At 54.9% G+C, this 16,078-nt stretch carries 15 protein-coding genes; 4 read left to right on the top strand and 11 right to left on the bottom strand.

Features of this window, described 5'->3' with window-relative positions; translation table 11 throughout:
- Positions 1-280: 280 nt before the first annotated feature.
- Entirely contained in the window at positions 281-1,822 is a 1,542-nt protein-coding gene (locus KF752_18955; GenBank protein MBX3423641.1) for a Gfo/Idh/MocA family oxidoreductase, read from the bottom strand.
- A 165-nt stretch (positions 1,823-1,987) separates the two neighbouring features.
- Here KF752_18955 and nth point away from each other — a divergent pair, with 165 nt between their 5' ends.
- A complete protein-coding gene (gene nth, locus KF752_18950) occupies positions 1,988-2,644 on the top strand; it encodes an endonuclease III (protein ID MBX3423640.1) in 657 nt (218 codons plus the stop codon).
- 40 nt (positions 2,645-2,684) lie between these two features.
- Here the strand turns inward: nth and KF752_18945 are convergent, their stop codons facing one another.
- From KF752_18945 to gcvT, 4 genes are all read right to left on the bottom strand, one after another.
- Positions 2,685-3,338 (bottom strand): FHA domain-containing protein, encoded by a 654-nt coding sequence (locus KF752_18945; GenBank protein ID MBX3423639.1) that lies wholly within the window; start codon positions 3,336-3,338, stop codon positions 2,685-2,687.
- Between the two features lie 276 nt (positions 3,339-3,614).
- Complete coding sequence (locus KF752_18940; protein MBX3423638.1) at positions 3,615-4,559, bottom strand: hypothetical protein; 945 nt, start codon at positions 4,557-4,559, stop codon at positions 3,615-3,617.
- On the bottom strand, positions 4,537-4,926 hold the full coding sequence (gcvH, locus tag KF752_18935) for a glycine cleavage system protein GcvH (GenBank protein ID MBX3423637.1): 390 nt from the start codon (positions 4,924-4,926) through the stop codon (positions 4,537-4,539). The genes KF752_18940 and gcvH overlap by 23 nt, the downstream gene beginning before the upstream one ends.
- 248 nt (positions 4,927-5,174) lie before the next feature.
- Entirely contained in the window at positions 5,175-6,320 is a 1,146-nt protein-coding gene (gene gcvT, locus KF752_18930) for a glycine cleavage system aminomethyltransferase GcvT (GenBank protein MBX3423636.1), read from the bottom strand.
- An 812-nt stretch (positions 6,321-7,132) separates the two neighbouring features.
- Between gcvT and KF752_18925 the strand changes: the two genes are divergently transcribed.
- Positions 7,133-7,387 carry a response regulator gene (locus tag KF752_18925; GenBank protein MBX3423635.1) on the top strand — a complete coding sequence of 85 codons (255 nt, stop codon included), beginning with the start codon at positions 7,133-7,135 and terminating at the stop codon, positions 7,385-7,387.
- Here KF752_18925 and aroA read toward each other — a convergent pair.
- Positions 7,343-8,677 (bottom strand): 3-phosphoshikimate 1-carboxyvinyltransferase, encoded by a 1,335-nt coding sequence (gene aroA, locus KF752_18920; protein ID MBX3423634.1) that lies wholly within the window; start codon positions 8,675-8,677, stop codon positions 7,343-7,345. The two genes, KF752_18925 and aroA, sit on opposite strands and share 45 nt — an antisense overlap.
- Positions 8,678-8,933: 256 nt before the next feature.
- Between aroA and eboE the strand changes: the two genes are divergently transcribed.
- Positions 8,934-10,142, top strand: a complete 1,209-nt coding sequence (eboE, locus tag KF752_18915) for a metabolite traffic protein EboE (GenBank protein ID MBX3423633.1) — start codon at positions 8,934-8,936, stop codon at positions 10,140-10,142.
- Positions 10,143-10,177: 35 nt separating this feature from the next.
- Positions 10,178-10,972 carry a glutaminyl-peptide cyclotransferase gene (locus tag KF752_18910; protein MBX3423632.1) on the top strand — a complete coding sequence of 265 codons (795 nt, stop codon included), beginning with the start codon at positions 10,178-10,180 and terminating at the stop codon, positions 10,970-10,972.
- A gap of 122 nt (positions 10,973-11,094) precedes the next feature.
- Here the strand turns inward: KF752_18910 and KF752_18905 are convergent, their stop codons facing one another.
- The 5 genes from KF752_18905 to KF752_18885 all read right to left on the bottom strand — a co-directional run bounded on the left by KF752_18905 (position 11,095) and on the right by KF752_18885 (position 16,047).
- The gene (locus KF752_18905) at positions 11,095-12,435 is read right to left on the bottom strand and encodes a hypothetical protein (GenBank protein ID MBX3423631.1); all 1,341 of its coding nucleotides are present in this window, start codon (positions 12,433-12,435) and stop codon (positions 11,095-11,097) included.
- A 426-nt stretch (positions 12,436-12,861) separates the two neighbouring features.
- On the bottom strand, positions 12,862-13,959 hold the full coding sequence (gene aroC, locus KF752_18900; GenBank protein ID MBX3423630.1) for a chorismate synthase: 1,098 nt from the start codon (positions 13,957-13,959) through the stop codon (positions 12,862-12,864).
- 70 nt (positions 13,960-14,029) lie between these two features.
- Positions 14,030-14,389, bottom strand: coding sequence for a (2Fe-2S)-binding protein (locus tag KF752_18895; protein ID MBX3423629.1), 360 nt, complete (start codon positions 14,387-14,389; stop codon positions 14,030-14,032).
- A gap of 178 nt (positions 14,390-14,567) precedes the next feature.
- Positions 14,568-14,927 (bottom strand): DUF1805 domain-containing protein, encoded by a 360-nt coding sequence (locus KF752_18890; protein MBX3423628.1) that lies wholly within the window; start codon positions 14,925-14,927, stop codon positions 14,568-14,570.
- Positions 14,928-15,153: 226 nt separating this feature from the next.
- On the bottom strand, positions 15,154-16,047 hold the full coding sequence (locus tag KF752_18885; GenBank protein MBX3423627.1) for a hypothetical protein: 894 nt from the start codon (positions 16,045-16,047) through the stop codon (positions 15,154-15,156).
- Positions 16,048-16,078: the final 31 nt, after the last annotated feature.

Genomic DNA, 16,078 nt, shown 5'->3' with positions numbered 1-16,078 from the left:
CAAGCGGGCCAGCGGAAACTGGTTGTCAGACTTGAAGAGAAACTCACAACGCAACGAATCTCGTTCAAGCACGGTTAGTCCGGCCCGCCACAGGCGAGTGCTATCACTTCGGGCGGGGCACCAATTGCTGTGGTATGTTTCGCAAGTCGGTGATGTGACAGTTCAAACTTAAGTCGTCACCTGATGCGTTTTGCCGACTTAAGCGCACCGTGGACTGCCCAATTGCTGCACACAGCCTACGGCTACTACTCACCAGATCGATGGAGGAATCACCACATCCCTATACTTGGCTAGGTTTAGGGCATACGAAGCCTTCGCGATAGTTGCGCGTCAACCATTGGTTGGCATTCACGTTGTTTGTAAAGACTTCTTGATCGGGATCGAACTGAAGCACTGGCCCAACCGACAGCGGTGTCGCTGCTAACTGAACACCGTTCTTTTCCAAGTGTGCCACAGTGCGATCGACTGTAGTCGCGACATCGTCCATGCAAGCGATACCGGCCAAGACCGACTTCAGTTCTGCGACCGACACGCGATTGTTTTCACCTAGGTAGTAAGAAATGTTGCCCAAGTGGCTGAGCCCAGCAGACAGATGGCCCTCACGGACATCGGCCGTTAGCATTCGGTGATCCAGTTTCTCGCAGGCATCCAAAAAGTTGTCAAAATGTCCCATGTCAAAACCGGTTCCATGAAACTCACCGATCAAATTCATTTGCTTATCAAAGGCCACGCAGTGGTTGTAGGAACGCTGGACCACGTATCCTTGCGATCCGTAAAACACGACACCCACCTTGTTACCAGAATCGGAACCGAATAGTTGATTCAGATGTTCGTCGGCGCACTGGTCGACGCTCAGACCCCGCGTTTCAAATACGATGCACTTGGAACCATAATCGAAAATGGCCACTTCCGTATTGGCTGTGTCACCAGCGTCTACATATTCTGGATCATTACGCTCAGCCTGGTAACCCAAGCGACCGCCATAAGTGATAATCGAACGCGGATGGGTATCTAAGCCCAAGCCCCAGCGGGCCACGTCTGTTTGGTGAGGGCCTTGATTGCCAAAGTCGCCATTGCCGTACAATCGTTGCCAGTGCCAGTCGTAGTGGAATTTGGGGCGAGTCAGGCGAGGAGTAGTCAATTCCGCAGGACCGCTCCACAATTCAAAGTCAACTGACTCTGGCAGCGGGTAATCGCCAATGGCACCGATCGATGAGCGCCGCTTGTAGCACAAACCACGCGCAAAGTTAACTTCGCCAATGCCACCGTCTGCCATAAACTTCACGGCATTGATACAGGCATCGCTGCTACGGCACTGAGTTCCGACTTGGCACATGCGGTTGTACTTGCGCGCAGCCGCCACCAGCGCTGAGCCCTCCATGACGTTGTAACATACCGGTTTTTCGATGTAGGCGTGTTTGCCGGCCTGCATCGCCCAGATTCCACCCAGAGCATGCCAATGGTTGGGGGTAGCGATAGTCACGATGTCGATCGAATTATCTTCCAATAATCTGCGAATATCCGAAACCACCTGAGGACGCGAACCCTGCTTGCTCTCAACTTGACTGGCACGACTATTTGCGATGGCTGCATCAACTTCGCACAGGTGCGTCAATGTTACGCGATCCGAATTCAGCATCGCGCCAATGTGACTGCCTCCACGGCCACCCGTTCCAATCACTGCGGCATTCATTCGCGAATTGACCAGCTCGGTTTCCGTCTGCTGCTGGCTGTGTACCCCACGAGCCCCGGTCAGCAGCGCAGCGGCGGTCATAGTGGAGGTATTTCGCAAGAAAGTGCGTCGATTGGGTGTTCGCGTCATGGCAGTCGTTCCTTTGCTTGAGGAAGGAGGTAGGTGGTACGTCTTCCACGCTTTGGCGAGCGTAGCTACGTTAGCCGTTCTGAACCTTTCATCGATTCAGCCTTAAGACTATAACAGGAACAGCTCTGTCTGTCTCGGCGGGGCTGCTTCGCCAGCCTTGAAGGAATTCGCATGAACCGCCAACAACGCGCCGATATCGTTCGCGAGCGTTTAGAAGCCATGTATCCTGATCCACCAATACCGTTGGATCACTTCGACGAATATAGCTTGCTGGTCGCGGTACTACTGAGTGCTCAGTGTACCGACAAGATGGTCAACAAGGTTACGCCCGATCTATGGCGCCTGGCTCGCGATCCCTCAGCCATGAGCCGCGTGCCGGAGCAGGCCATCTTGCGAGTCATCCAGCGGCTAGGTCTAGCACCGCGCAAAGCCAAGGCTATCCGCCAGCTTTCTCAGCAGTTAGTGGACCAGCACCAAGGGCAAGTTCCGGCAGATTTTGAAATGCTGGAAGCGTTGCCTGGCGTAGGGCACAAGACGGCCAGTGTCGTGATGGCTCAAGCCTTTGGCGTGCCTGCCTTTCCAGTCGACACGCATATCCACCGGCTAGCTCAGCGCTGGGGACTGACCGGCGGCAGGAACGTCGTGCAGACCGAGCACGATCTGAAGCGACTTTTTCCGCGCCAGTGTTGGAACAAACTACACTTGCAAATCATCTACTACGGACGGCAACATTGCACGGCTCGCGGCTGCGACGGTACCGTTTGCCCGCTATGCCGCGAACTTTATCCATCGCGCAAAAAACCGGTCACAACCCAGCGGTAGGGTGTGTGCAACACGCTGTGTGGCGTGACGATTAGCAAGCCTATCGGCCGCCGCTGAAGAATTTGCGGAGCGCTTCGGAGGCGGCGTCTTTGGAGTTCGCCGTAGAGGGCTTGGTGGGCGTCGGCGGTAGCTTGCCCGGCTTGCTCTTGGCCGGTGCTCCGGCTTGAGTGTCCAGGTCGGCTTTCACTTCATAAACCGTCTCTTGGATCTGCCCGGCTGAGATAGTGAAATGATTCGTGTCGGGGTCAGAACCGCGACGGTCAAATTGCTCTGCTTCGTCCAGCCAGAGACTGATGTCAACGGGTTCAGACTGGGCACTAGCAGCGTTGCCTGCCACGCGTACAGCGGCGTCCTTGATGCTCTTGACCTCGTCCTTTTTGACAGTCGATATGCCGGGTTCGATCACGGCCTCGAATTCCAGCTTGCCAATGCTGATCTTGTCGCCATGCTTGAGCGCTCGGGCTTTGGCAGGTACTAGTAACTTGTCGTTGACAGCCGTGCCGTTGCGGCTCTTGAGATCTACTAACAAGACCATATCGTCCTTGCGGACAATAGCGCAGTGACGGCGGCTAATCGAATCGCTCCTGGGTCGCAGATGGCATCCATCGCTGCGACCAATTAGGAATTTCTCGTGGTTGACCGATATCAGCTTTCCAGCAAGATTGCCAGACAGCACCTTCAATTGCACCTGCATGCCTACCCTCACGCATTACGACCATCCAACGGCCCGTCCTTCGATACGTTCAGTTAGAAACGAACGAATGTCAGACTTCATGTCCACCAAGTTATAGCGGCATCGTCAACACACGACATCCTGGATCTTGTTACTTGGCAGCTACAGTCAACGGAAAAAATGCGAAGGGAAGGGAACAAGACTTGCGTATCGCGAAAGAATTGGGGCAGACCGAGCGCAGCAGCGTACTGGAATTGAATGGAATAAATAAAGTCGCTGAGCACTAAAGTCCACGCATTAAATTCTACCTATCCATGGCGGGCTTTCAAGCCTGCAAATATCTTCAGCTGAGGCGGATATCCAGTCTGGCTGGCGATCGGCGAAGGCAAACATGATGCGATATTCGCGGAGCAGACTGTCAACAATCGCTTCCACCCATCCGGCAAACTCAACACAACGCGGTGGGGCCGTTAAATCTTCTAAACCCGGCAGGCTGGGCGCGAATGGACTCATCGCCAACAACAGACTACCGTGTTGCAACAGCGCTCCCGACAAACGTCGTTGAGCACTGCCCATAACTTTATTGGCTCCAACAACCACATCGCCTGCATGCCGCCGCTCGAAGCACAGAAATCTACACGGACCGCAACTCGCCCCCGTAGCCACATGGCCAGGCGTCTCCGGAGTGGCGTAAAGGCCGGCATCCCAGTGTAATCCCTGAAGCCAGACGGCTACCGCCAAATGGATGCATTCGTACAGCCCGGTTGCAGCTCCAAGTTGGCGGTTCTTGGGTTGGGTATTAAGAGCGATTGAGTTTTGACAGGGGGTGTTAGACTGGGTGTTGGTCAGGGATGGTTGGGTAGTTGTTACCTGCGCACTGGAGACCGTAGCTTTATGCAGATTGTTAGATCGCAGTTCGGCGGGAACCGTCAGCGAGTAGGTCCAATCATGGTGATGGACGATGGCCCCGCCTCCGGTAGCACGCCGCACCACCGGCAAAGTTCCCACAAGCGGAAATTTCTGATAGTCGCCAAACTTTTGAAAATAGCCCAACGATACTGTGGGCTGGTCCCACTGATAGAATCTCAAACGCGGAAGGCGATCCTGAGCCGTGCGCTGGAGCATGGTCTGGTCGATCGCCATATTTTCGATGCCGCTCCGCGGGCGGTCAATCCACGCAACACCGGCGATCATGCCGCCAGCCTGGCCTAAAATCGGATCATTGCCCGCACTGCTGGACATACGTCTGGCGATCTAGCAGCCTGTCGAGCTGCGAACTGTCTGTCAAGCGAACTTTGATTAGCCAGCCATTGTCGTAAGGATCGCTGGCCAGGTTTTCGAGCTGGTCGACGAGTTCGCCATGCACTTCCACGACCTCGCCAGAAACGGGGCTGTAGAGTGGGCTGACGGCTTTAACCGATTCCACTTCGCCAAACTGCTCGCCCTGCGTCACGTGGGCTCCAACCGCTGGCAATTCCATGTAGACCAAATCCGTCAGTTGCTCGAGCGCAAAGTCGGTGATGCCGACGACGGCAATTTTTCCTTGTGCATCCTCGACTACGCCCACCCACTCGTGGGACGGATTGAATTTTAGATCGCGCGGATCCATCGTCAGTGCTCCTAATTGCCAAGATGACTCACAGTGGTGATTATCGTAAGGCAACTGGCCCATTCGGGAAATGTGGGAGGCAGAAATTCTGCGGCGCTGCGAGTCGAGCCTAGGGGCAGTTGGCTAAATAAATGGCCTTGGCTCATAATCTCAACGGTTGGCCACCCGCCTCCAACTACCCGCCTCCATTTTGAATCGTCGATTATGCATTTTCCATCATTAGCATATCCACCGCCTGGCGACGGCAGCTACGAAGAGGCCTTGTAAAACGGCAGGGGGACAACCTGAGCTTCAACTCTGGATCCGCGCACATCGACGCTCAACATGCTACCGACCGCCGACAGTTCGGCAGACACGTAGGCCATGGCGATCGGGCGCTGTAAAGTGGGAGAAAACGTACCGCTGGTGACTCGTCCAACGATCCGCTGGTCAGCATCTAATACGTGGGCACCTTCCCGGGCCGCGCGACGCCCCTGCAGTTGCAAACCCACTCGACGCTGCCGAACTCCGCTGGCTTGCAGTGTGCGTAGCGCATCTGAGCCAATGAAAGATCGGTTATCCAGATTAACGGCAAAACCTACGCCAGCGGTCAATGGATCAATCTCTTCAGACAATTCGTGACCATAAAGCGGCATGCCAGCTTCCAGGCGCAATGTATCACGGGCGCCTAATCCGGCTGGCAACAATCCGTGTTCCCGACCAGCAAGCATCAGATTCTCCCAGACTCGCAGCGCCGATTCTGATCTAACGATCAATTCAAAACCATCTTCACCCGTGTAGCCAGTACGACTGACGATCACCGGCTTGCCCATTTGATGGGTCACTAGACTTCGATAGTATCGTAGCCCCACCACGCGCTTGGCATATTCCGGAAACAACCGCTGCAGGATGGTAGCCGCTTTGGGGCCTTGCACAGCCATCATGGCGGTGGAGGCCGTAACGTCGCTAAGGACTACATCAGGAAAATCGGCGGCGTGTGGTTGCAGCCACTTGAGTATCTTCTGGTGGTTGCCCGCGTTAACGACCATCACGTAAAACTGACGACCGCTGGGCGCTTCTAAGTAACTGACTAGTACGTCATCTAAAATACCGCCTGCCGCATTGCAAATCAGGGCATACCGTACCTGGCCAAGCCGCATGTCGTGGACAGGTCGCGTTAGCAGGTGATCCAAGAGCTGAGTGCTGTTTGGCCCCTCGAAACGCAAGCGAGCCATATGGGAGACATCAAATAGTCCGGCAGCTTGTCGCGTCGCCAAGTGCTCGGTAACAATCGAACCGTACTGCACTGGCATTTGATAACCGGCAAATTCCGTCAGCTTACCGCCATGTTCGACATGCCATTGAGCAAGCGGAGTTGCCAAAAGTGATCGTGAGGCAGACGCGTTATCAGTCATTACCAATTCCTATTGCGATACAACTCATCCATAATCGCCTAGACTGCCAGCCTTCGATTGCCAACAGCCCGGACCCTTGCCAGCATGTTAACCAACAGCTCTTCAGCTGTCTCTAGACGTGTTATCACTTCAGCATCCTTCTGCGAATTCTCACCCACGTAAAACGCCAATTCGTGTGAGTCGAATTGTGTGCGCGAATACTTGGCCTATAGCAGGTCCAATACCGTGGCCTGCTCGATAGACGTACTTTTGCAGTCGGTGTCCGATTCGCTGCTGGCTTCGGCATGACCGCCTTAAAGCTAGTGCGCGATCAGCCTAGCGTGACCCCGACATCAATTTGAGATACCCGCCCAATGGAACAAACCACCCGAAAGGGCCGCATTCCCTTCAGATAGTTAACTAATGCTCTCTAAGCCCAATTGAACTATCAAGCAAAAGATACCTTGCGTGCTTTTAACTTCCTGTAGAGGTTGACAAAGCGGTTTAATCGTCCAATAATCGGTTTCAATGGATTTACTCCATGAGTGATTGGCTTTACGACATGCCTAATCCGCCAACGCACCTGACGCCTCGAACCAACCGACGTTTTGAGCGTACATAAACGTAGATGCAATGGAGGGTAAACTACGGGCACGCCAAATGGCAATCAAAATAGTGCAGGTAGGCCAGGTTGTAAACGAACCTCGCTCACCGACAAGTACTCTATGACATGACTGCCCAGCTTTGATGCTCTAAGTTTTCGGACGATTTTAGGATCGCACCCGCCGAAAGATCAATGCTTGGCGGGAGGCATATCAATGGAGAGTTCTGAAATGGCAGCAAGAACCTGTTTTAATCGCTCGTGTCCGACATGTGGCCGCTCATTGGAGATTCGGGTTGAGCTGCTCAATCGTCAGGTTGAATGTTCGCATTGCTTGGCAACTTTTGTGGCTAGCCACGATCAATTTGGGGCTAGCCTGTGCCAAGAGGAATCGGTGTCCGATCTGAGGATCGAACAAGCGCTGGCCCGAACTCAACAGTTCCTAGCTGACGCTGGCGTCAATACGACTACCAGTAAAGTTGGCTAAGTCCTGCCAGTATTCCGGATAGGTCTTGGCGGTGCAATCCGGGTCTCGAATGACAATGCCAGAGGTCCGCAACCCTACCAAGGCCAGGCTCATAGCCATCCGGTGATCATGATAGGTAGCAATCTCTGCTGGCCGGATTTGAGCTGGCGGACAGATTCTCAGCCCGTCGTCCAATTCCCGAACATCTGCACCCAGCTTGCGCAGTTCGTGAGCCAAATCGGCGATACGATCCGTCTCTTTAACGCGATTGTGCGCCACGCCGCAAATCGTGGTGGGACCGTCAGCAAACACGGCCACTGCCGCTAACGTTTGAACTGTATCGCTGATATCCGCCATATTGACGTCTACACCCGACAGTCGGCCGGTACCTTGGACCTCGACTGCATCATTTTCATATTTAATGCTGCATCCCATTTTCCGGAGCACTTCGCAAAAGCGCACATCGCCCTGCAGACTATTTTTTGACAGACCTTCCACGCGTGCCCGTCCACCGGTGATTGCGGCTGCCGCCCAAAAGTAACTTGCCGCTGAAGCGTCGGGTTCAATCGCATAGTCGGCAGCCCGATACGCGTGTTGACTCTCGATGACATAGGGGCCTGACGAGTCTCCCGAAACGCTGGCACCGAACGCCCGCATCACCTGGGCCGTCATGCTGACGTATGGAATTGAAACCAGCGGTCCCTCAACTTCAAGGGTTACCGAACGCCGGGCAAGTGGAGCCGCCAGCATGAGTCCCGACAAGAACTGGCTGGAAATGTTGCCGGCAACCACCGCCAAACCGCCGGATAACCCTTGAGACTCGATCTTCACCGGTGGGCAGTCGGGAAATTTCGAGTTGATGCTGCGAGCCGTCCCGCCCAATTGCTCTAAACCGCGCAGTAGGTCGCCAATTGGACGCTGCCTCATCCGATCAACACCGTCTAAAGTAAAACTCCCGCGACAAGCACTCAGCGCTGCGGTCAGAAAGCGAATCGTCGTACCGCTATTGCCTACGAATAATTCAGCCGACCTGGTGGGCAATTCTCCCCCACAGCCAACGATCTCCAAGCTGCTGAAGGCCGGATCATGATGGACGCTCAGCCCCAATTGCCTCCAGGCCTGGATCATGACTTGAGTATCTTCGCTATTCAACACCCCTTTCAGCCGGCTTGTCCCGTCAGCCAGCGCCGCGCACACAAGGGCTCGATTGGTAATACTCTTACTGCCCGGAGGCCGAATTGTACCGGCAACTGGTCCAACTGGCGTGATGCGAACCGTTTTCACTGATGTCAGATTCCCGTTGGCCAAAATTGATAGACTTGAGAAACGTAGCGCCTGACGCAACACAAACAGATGCAGGCCCCGCAGCAGAGGTTAATCGGTCGAGCAGGATTCGTGTAGGTGGGTATGATAGAATCCTGGGGCTACCGTCCTCACCTAACTACCGTGGCCACGCGGTGGAGTTATAGTGCTTCCAGTGCCTATCCGCTCCGAAGGCCGTATTAGAATTGAATTTGGCTCGACTTGGGCCTTCCACCAAATCGACAGCGTAGAGGGGTAACCGGGTTTGGAAACCGATGAATTGACTTTTGGTTATTGCACCAACGTCCATGCGGCTGCAGATTTGTCAGGTGCCCTCAGCAACTTGGATACCTATGCCACAGCCGTACGCGATCGGGTTGTTGGAGATGGTCGATTGCCGGTTGGCCTATGGTTGCCCGAAGCGATAACCAGTAGCGTACTGGCCGCTGGTCAGGCTGTTTGGCTCCGCGACTGGCTGATGGACCGCAGGCTGGTTCCATATACGCTAAATGGCTTTCCTCAAGGCGATTTTCATCAGCCGGTCGTTAAGCACGCGGTTTACCAGCCGACCTGGATGTGCCCCTCGCGCGCCCGTCATACGCAACAATTAGCTCAGATATTGAATGCTATTTTGCCCAGCGGTCGAAGTGGATCGATTTCGACGCTGCCGTTAGGTTGGCCGCACGCTCCGTGGCACGCCGAGAATTTCAAATTGTCCGCCGACCACCTATTAGAGACGGCTCGATTCCTGGATCGCATTACTCAGCAGCGTGGCTGCGAGATTGTTTTGGCCATTGAGCCCGAGCCTGGGTGCGTGCTGGACACTGCCGCAGACATTATCGAATTCTTCCAACGATATTTATTCAGTAGTCCAGATGCTGAAATGGCTCGGAGATACCTAACAGTCTGCCACGATGTGTGCCACAGCAGCGTGATGTTTGAACCTCAACAACAAGCGCTGGCCGCATACCTGAATGCCGGCATCCGTGTGGGCAAGGTCCAGATATCTTCCGCAGTCCATGTCCCCTGGGATACAGCGGATGGCCAGCCAGAAGTACAACGGGCCATGTTGTCTCAGGTGCAGCAATTCAACGAGCCGAAATATCTGCATCAAACCACGCGCTGTGGTAGCGACAGGCAATTGAATGGATTCTGCGAAGACCTATCGGTGGCTCTAGCGACGTGGCACAAGCACAAGCTTCCCCTTCAGCCCTGGCGGATCCACTTTCATCTGCCTATCTTCGTTCAACAGTTCGGCCATTTATCTTCGACGCAGGCGGACATCAGCGCAGCCTGCCGGTTTCTGCGCCAGCAGTCGGCCACAGAGGTAGCCGGCCGTAGCTGGTTCACCGGTCATTATGAAGTAGAAACCTATGCTTGGACTGTTTTGCCGCCTGAGCTGGCGGCGACTGACCTAGCCTCAGGCATCGCTCGGGAACTACAATACTTCGCCGGGCTAGTAGACCGGCTGTAGAATCGCATTCCTTTGCTGTTGGTAACGAGTAACCCATGTTTCGTAAGCCTTGGTGGCTGATCGTTCCGCTAGTCAGTCTGGTAGCGCTGGCGTTCAGCTTTCGTCATTACGACACTGCCGATGGCCATCAATCCAGCCCTATCATGCTCCGCGCAGAAGTCATTGCCGCGTATGCGCACGACCCCAACGACTTTTGCCAAGGTCTAGCCATTGAGGACGAAACGGTTTACGAAAGCACCGGCCAGTACGGCAGTTCAAAACTTAAAAAGTATGATCTGCGTGGCGGCACTCCGCCAACCGAGATTAGCCTGCCTCCACAATTCTTTGGTGAAGGTATTTGTCTGTTTGAAGAACGCATCTATCAGCTAACCTGGAAAGAGCGGGTCTGTTTTGTCTACGACAAGCAGACGCTTCGATCCACCGGCAGGATTGGCTTTACTGGGCAGGGCTGGGGATTGACTACCAACGGCAAACAGTTGTTTATGAGCGATGGCTCGGCCACTATTCAGGTACTCGATCCCGCCACGCTCAAGCCGCTGCGCAGGATCAATGTAACCTACGGTCGCAAACGTCAAGATCGGCTCAACGAACTGGAGTTTGTAGGTCAAGAATTGTGGGCCTGTATCTGGTATGAAGATCGCATCGCCCGCATCGAACCCACCAGCGGCCAAATCAAAGGCTGGATCGACTGCAGTGCACTATACCCTGCCGCAGGCCGCGACCGCGAACATGTGCTCAATGGCATCGCTTACGACGCACAATCCAACCGACTATTCGTTACCGGCAAGAATTGGCCCAAAATATTTGAACTTACCCCCCCTCCGCAGTGAGCGTTCTGTTGTGCATCAAGTGCGCGTCGCTCACAAATCGACAGAGGCACCATGGTCCGTCTTGATTTGGCAGTCACCCATTCACTGTCTGGCGACGGTCAGCGTCCGAAGAATTGATAGGTTCAATTCAGTTCATGATGCGGCTGATTGCGACTGATGCGCAATGCAGCCGAAGCTTGTTGGCGTTGACGCTCTTCTAGTGGCAACCACACCAATGCCTGTCGAGCCAGCGCTGGATGCCCAGCGCCAATAGCATAAACCAAATTCGTCAGCGGAATGGGCGCGGGATCCAGTCTGGCTGCCAGTGGACCGCGGGCGTCCTGCAAAATACAACCGGAGGGGCTCAATTGCCCGAGCAATTGAATCTGCTGCGGCTGGATGCGGAAGGCGGCCGCCAGGCGATCAAAGCTGACACTATCGACGGCCAAGTCGGACTGAGGCAATTGAATTTGCGCATAACGTCCCAACGACTGCAAAAAGCTGGCATCGATGCGGCCCGGCCCCATTTCCAAGCGGCCTTCGGCCCAATCCAGTCCCAGTGAACCGAATTTGGCTTGGGCAATATGCAAATCGGCTCGACCACTCATGACTGCCGATTGATTAAACGCCCAGCGACTAAGGTCCAATTGAGAAATCTTTACGTCGGACAAATACAAACTACTTGAATTGGACTGATAACGCACATCCAACACTCCAGTCAGCCAAGCGGGTTGCAATGTCGGCCAGCCGACAGGCAGCGAGTCTGCCGAAGGTGGACCTTGAAAGAATTCCCACAACAGCCAACAGGGCAGGGGAGTTTCAGCGCGCAACTGTAATTCGGTAGCTGACTGATTCGTGTCGTGACGGCGAACCATCAGTAGCTGGCTTGCCTTAGTGGGCAATTTGGGTTCAGTAGCGTCACGGTGGTGAAAAGTGGCTTTGAATCCCCATTTGTCGGTCTCTGGAAAAGTCTGTACCACGGCATCGTCTATGCGCTGCGATTGCTGTGCCGACTCGATGATCAGTTGTTTGCAAGTCACCGTGGCTCGGTAGCGCTGTGCACCTGGGCGGCACATGTACCATTGATGCACGATCCGGCAAGCTTCCAGGCACTGGTCCAGTTGAACTTGCATATCAGTCAGCGATGCCATCCATTGGCCGCCTTCCCAGTGAAGATCAACACTACTGGCCTGTCCGATAGCAGCCTGAGTTTCTGGGTGCAACAACTGGACTCCTGTTACACGATACCGGTAGGGCGCTAAAGACTCGACCGCATCAATGCGAAACGTCAGACCATACATGCCAGCCAGTCGCTGCTGCCAACGGTCAGCTTGAAGTTGGCCATAGCCGGGCAGATAGGATGCTACCGTCCAAACTAGGCATAGCGCCAGAGGCAGTAGGCTAAGCAAAACGAAACTTGCTCGGCAGATTGCGCGCTGAGTCGATTCGTGCAAGCGAATTGTTCGACCGGTGACAGTTGCCATGCGGCGGATGGATTATCGGTAATGCACAGTTAATTCCAGCCCGCGGCGCGCTGTGCCCCAAACTAGCTGAACTGGAGTTGATTAGGGGACTCTAGCGATTTTAGGTGCCACTTGTCTACCGTGATCCCCTGCAAGAATCTGATTGGGCCAGCAGTTTATGATTAGCTACCATCGCCAAATGGCGGGCGAGCTGGTTTACCATCTTCTGTAGACGGTAGTTTTACACGGACAGCGGAAATCTAGCAGCCCTGGGAGGCATAGGTAGACCAGGCTGAAATTGATGTAGTGGGAAAGTTCCAGCGATCCAGTCGAAGCATTCGCATTTGGCAGCATTTTCGGTGCCAGTGCTGCTGCAGAGGCCTATGCGGATGACCTGAAAACCCACCATGTGGACTTTTCTGTGGGTGCCGGCTACGCCTGGTAGCTTTAACCAACTCCGGTCTGTCCGCGGTGACGTAAATAATGATCGGCCAGGGCGCAGGCCAACATGGCTTCGCCAATAGGGACAGCGCGAATTCCTACGCATGGATCGTGGCGCCCTTTGGTAATGATGTCTACCTCCTGTCCCGTTGCGGTCACGCTGCGGCGGGGCGTTAGAATCGACGAGGTAGGTTTAACGGCAAAGCGGGCCACAATCGGTTGTCCTGTCGAAATGCCGCCCAAAATACCACCGGCGTGATTGGACAAGAATTCGACTTGGCCTCCCTCCCCACTGCGCATCTCGTCTGCGTTCTGACTGCCTAGCAGTTCCGCTACGGCAAATCCGGCACCAATTTCTACGGCCTTGACGGCGTTGATCGACATCAATCCGGCAGCAATATCTTGATCCAGCTTAGCATACAGCGGCGCTCCCAGACCGACTGGCACACCATCAGCCACCACTTCGATCACAGCACCGATTGAATCTTTACTCAGTCGAATTTCATCTAAGTATCGACTCCACAACTGAGCCGCCTGCACGTCTGGACAGAAGAAATCGTTGGCATCGACTTGCGACCAATCCCAGCGGCTGCGATCGACTCGATGCGGTCCCAGTTGAATCAGCGCTCCGCGCACACTCATGCCTGGCACAATTTTGCGAGCCAGTGCGCCGGCAGCCACACGCGCGGCCGTCTCACGCGCTGACGAACGCCCTCCGCCACGAAAATCGCGCAGGCCGTATTTGGCCTGATACGTGTAGTCTGCGTGGCCCGGTCGGTAACGATCCTTGATCTCCGAGTAATCCTTGGAACGTTGATCCTCATTGTGAATCATCAGACTGACCGGCGTACCGGTGGTTATCAACACTTCAGCCCGATCTGGATCAGGCATCACGCCGGACAGTACCGACACAGCATCGGATTCCTTGCGCTGCGTCGTATACCGCGATTGACCGGGCTTGCGCTTATCCAAATAACTTTGAATTTCTGCGATCGTGAATTCAATTCCCGGCGGGCAGCCATCTACGATGCAGCCCAGTGCGGGACCATGACTCTCGCCCCAGGTTGTGACGCGGAACAGATGGCCAAACGTGTTATGTGACATCAGCGAGTCAAACGAATAGGTTTGCGGTCGAGAACGATGAGGTGATTACGGAATTGTGTCAGAGAACACCTTACGAGCGAGTCTCCCACACCGGATCGGGACTTATCTCGGGCCGCACCGGCGAGCCTTGGTCAGCCCGACCGCTGCCCGCCAAGCGGCTGATGACGCGGACTGTCATGTCCTGGTCGCAGGCAATCTGGCAACTTAGACGCACACCGCTCAGGCCCCGCGCAGCTAGACAATTCTTTTCAGCCTGCGTCATGCGTTCGGGCTCACCATCCACAAATTCAACTCTGCAAGTCGTGCAGCGAGCGTTTCCACCGCACGCGTGCAGTTGGTCGATGGCAGCGTCCTGGGTGAGCGCCAGCACGAGTCGTTTGCCTGCGGCCACTTCGATGGGAGCTTGTCCTTCGATGGTTAACTTGGGCATATCAAATGCGATCCTTGTTTCAGAGTTATCGAAAATCTAAATTCTGTGTCTGTTCGGTATGGTGGCGGCCCGGCACGGGGGACAAAACTATCGCTGAAACGCACCAGTTGAATAGCAACATACAATAGGCTTCACGGTCACTTTACGTCAGCCCCGCTGGTCCCACCCTACGACTCGATCAACGAAGTGCCGGCTGTGGACTCTCCGATGACGCCTTGAGCAGCAGTTCCAGCGCTTCTTGACCACTCATTCCAACGCGGATGCCTAAATCGGCCGCTACTCGGCTGACCTCGGCCACGTCCGCAGTCAATAGGTCTTGTGGGACGCACAACGGTGATTGCGGAGTGCCCCGAGCAATGGCTAGCGCATAGCTAAACTCGCTGGCACTTCGGCAATCGAACACGCCGCACGCCAGGATACCACGATCGGTGTGAATTGCGCAGTACTGACCTCCAGGCCAGCGGTAACTGCACCCCAACGCTTCACCGGCCGGGAATTTCATAACTTCATGGTTATATTGTAATTCTCTGAGGCTCATGGCTTTCACTGCGATCGAGGGCTGTGGGGCTGGCCGTTGACAATGCTGACGCTCGTTAGTTCCGCTGCTTGGCTGGGGACAGCCGTGTATTCTAATCCATCCTCTCAAGCTACGGAACGTCGAAGTCACACTGACATTTGAGGTAGCGACGTTCGTAGACGTGGACTGCACTTGCGCCTTCCAGGTCCCGCTTTGGTGCGCATAGCCACAGACAGCCGTCCAAGAGTCAGTTGGAATGCTGCCTCAAGTTGATGGTCCACAGCGGGGTCGGTGCGAATTCACTAGAAATCAACAGCGTGTTATCGTCGGCAAAGCCGATCGCCTCCCCCTGACGTCGCTTGGGGAGAGGCAGACGCACCATGGATTTTTCGCTCCAGCGGCCATCGACGCGTGGCAGTAAGTAGGCCGGTCCATAAGTGCACAGGGCCAGCATTTGACCATCGGCGCTAATATCAGCCGCTGTAACGATAGGAACACTGATCGTCTGTAAAAGTTCAGCTTGTATCAATTCGCTGGGTGCCGGCGTCACATCGGCTAGCGACGGAACACTGTTGAGATCAAACGGCACAGAAAAAATCCGGCTACGAAAGAATTCTTTAGTGGCCATCAACCAGCGGCGGTGCAGGGGATCAAATGCCAGAGCTTCACAATCGACCGCGCCCTCTGGGAAGCGAACGCGGATTGTGGAATATCCGGTAATCGGCCTGAACTGGGGAGCCGTAACATTTCCCGGCTCGACACCGCCGAGCGTCAGAGTGGGTTCCTCCAGGACGTGTATCAGCACCTCCTGGCGGCGACGGTTGTTGTCGCCCACATCCCCTATAGCCAGGTAGCTCTTACCTTCGAGCTGAAAGCTGCACATATCCTCCCAATCGACGCACCGGGCACCCGCCAATTCAAATGTCGCCAGTAAGTCGCCGCGCTGGCGATTGAATAGAAACAAGCGTGGCGGACTACCGGAATCATTGTGCGTCCAGACATTTCCAGGATCGAGCTGCGAAATGGCCAGCCCTGACGACTCGTCCAGCTCGGAACAGACCAACGCTACAGGCTGCTGACCATAGAGAACACGGCAACCCAAGGACACCAAAAGTAAAGTGGTCAGCAGTGCGATTCGCATGGCGGATTGACGTAGTTAGGCGGGCGGCGCA

It is taken from the genome of Pirellulaceae bacterium (assembly GCA_019636385.1).
Lineage (GTDB): Bacteria > Planctomycetota > Planctomycetia > Pirellulales > Pirellulaceae > Aureliella.
The sequence above is the reverse complement of the archived record's forward strand: the minus strand, read 5'-3'. Positions and strand labels throughout refer to the sequence as shown.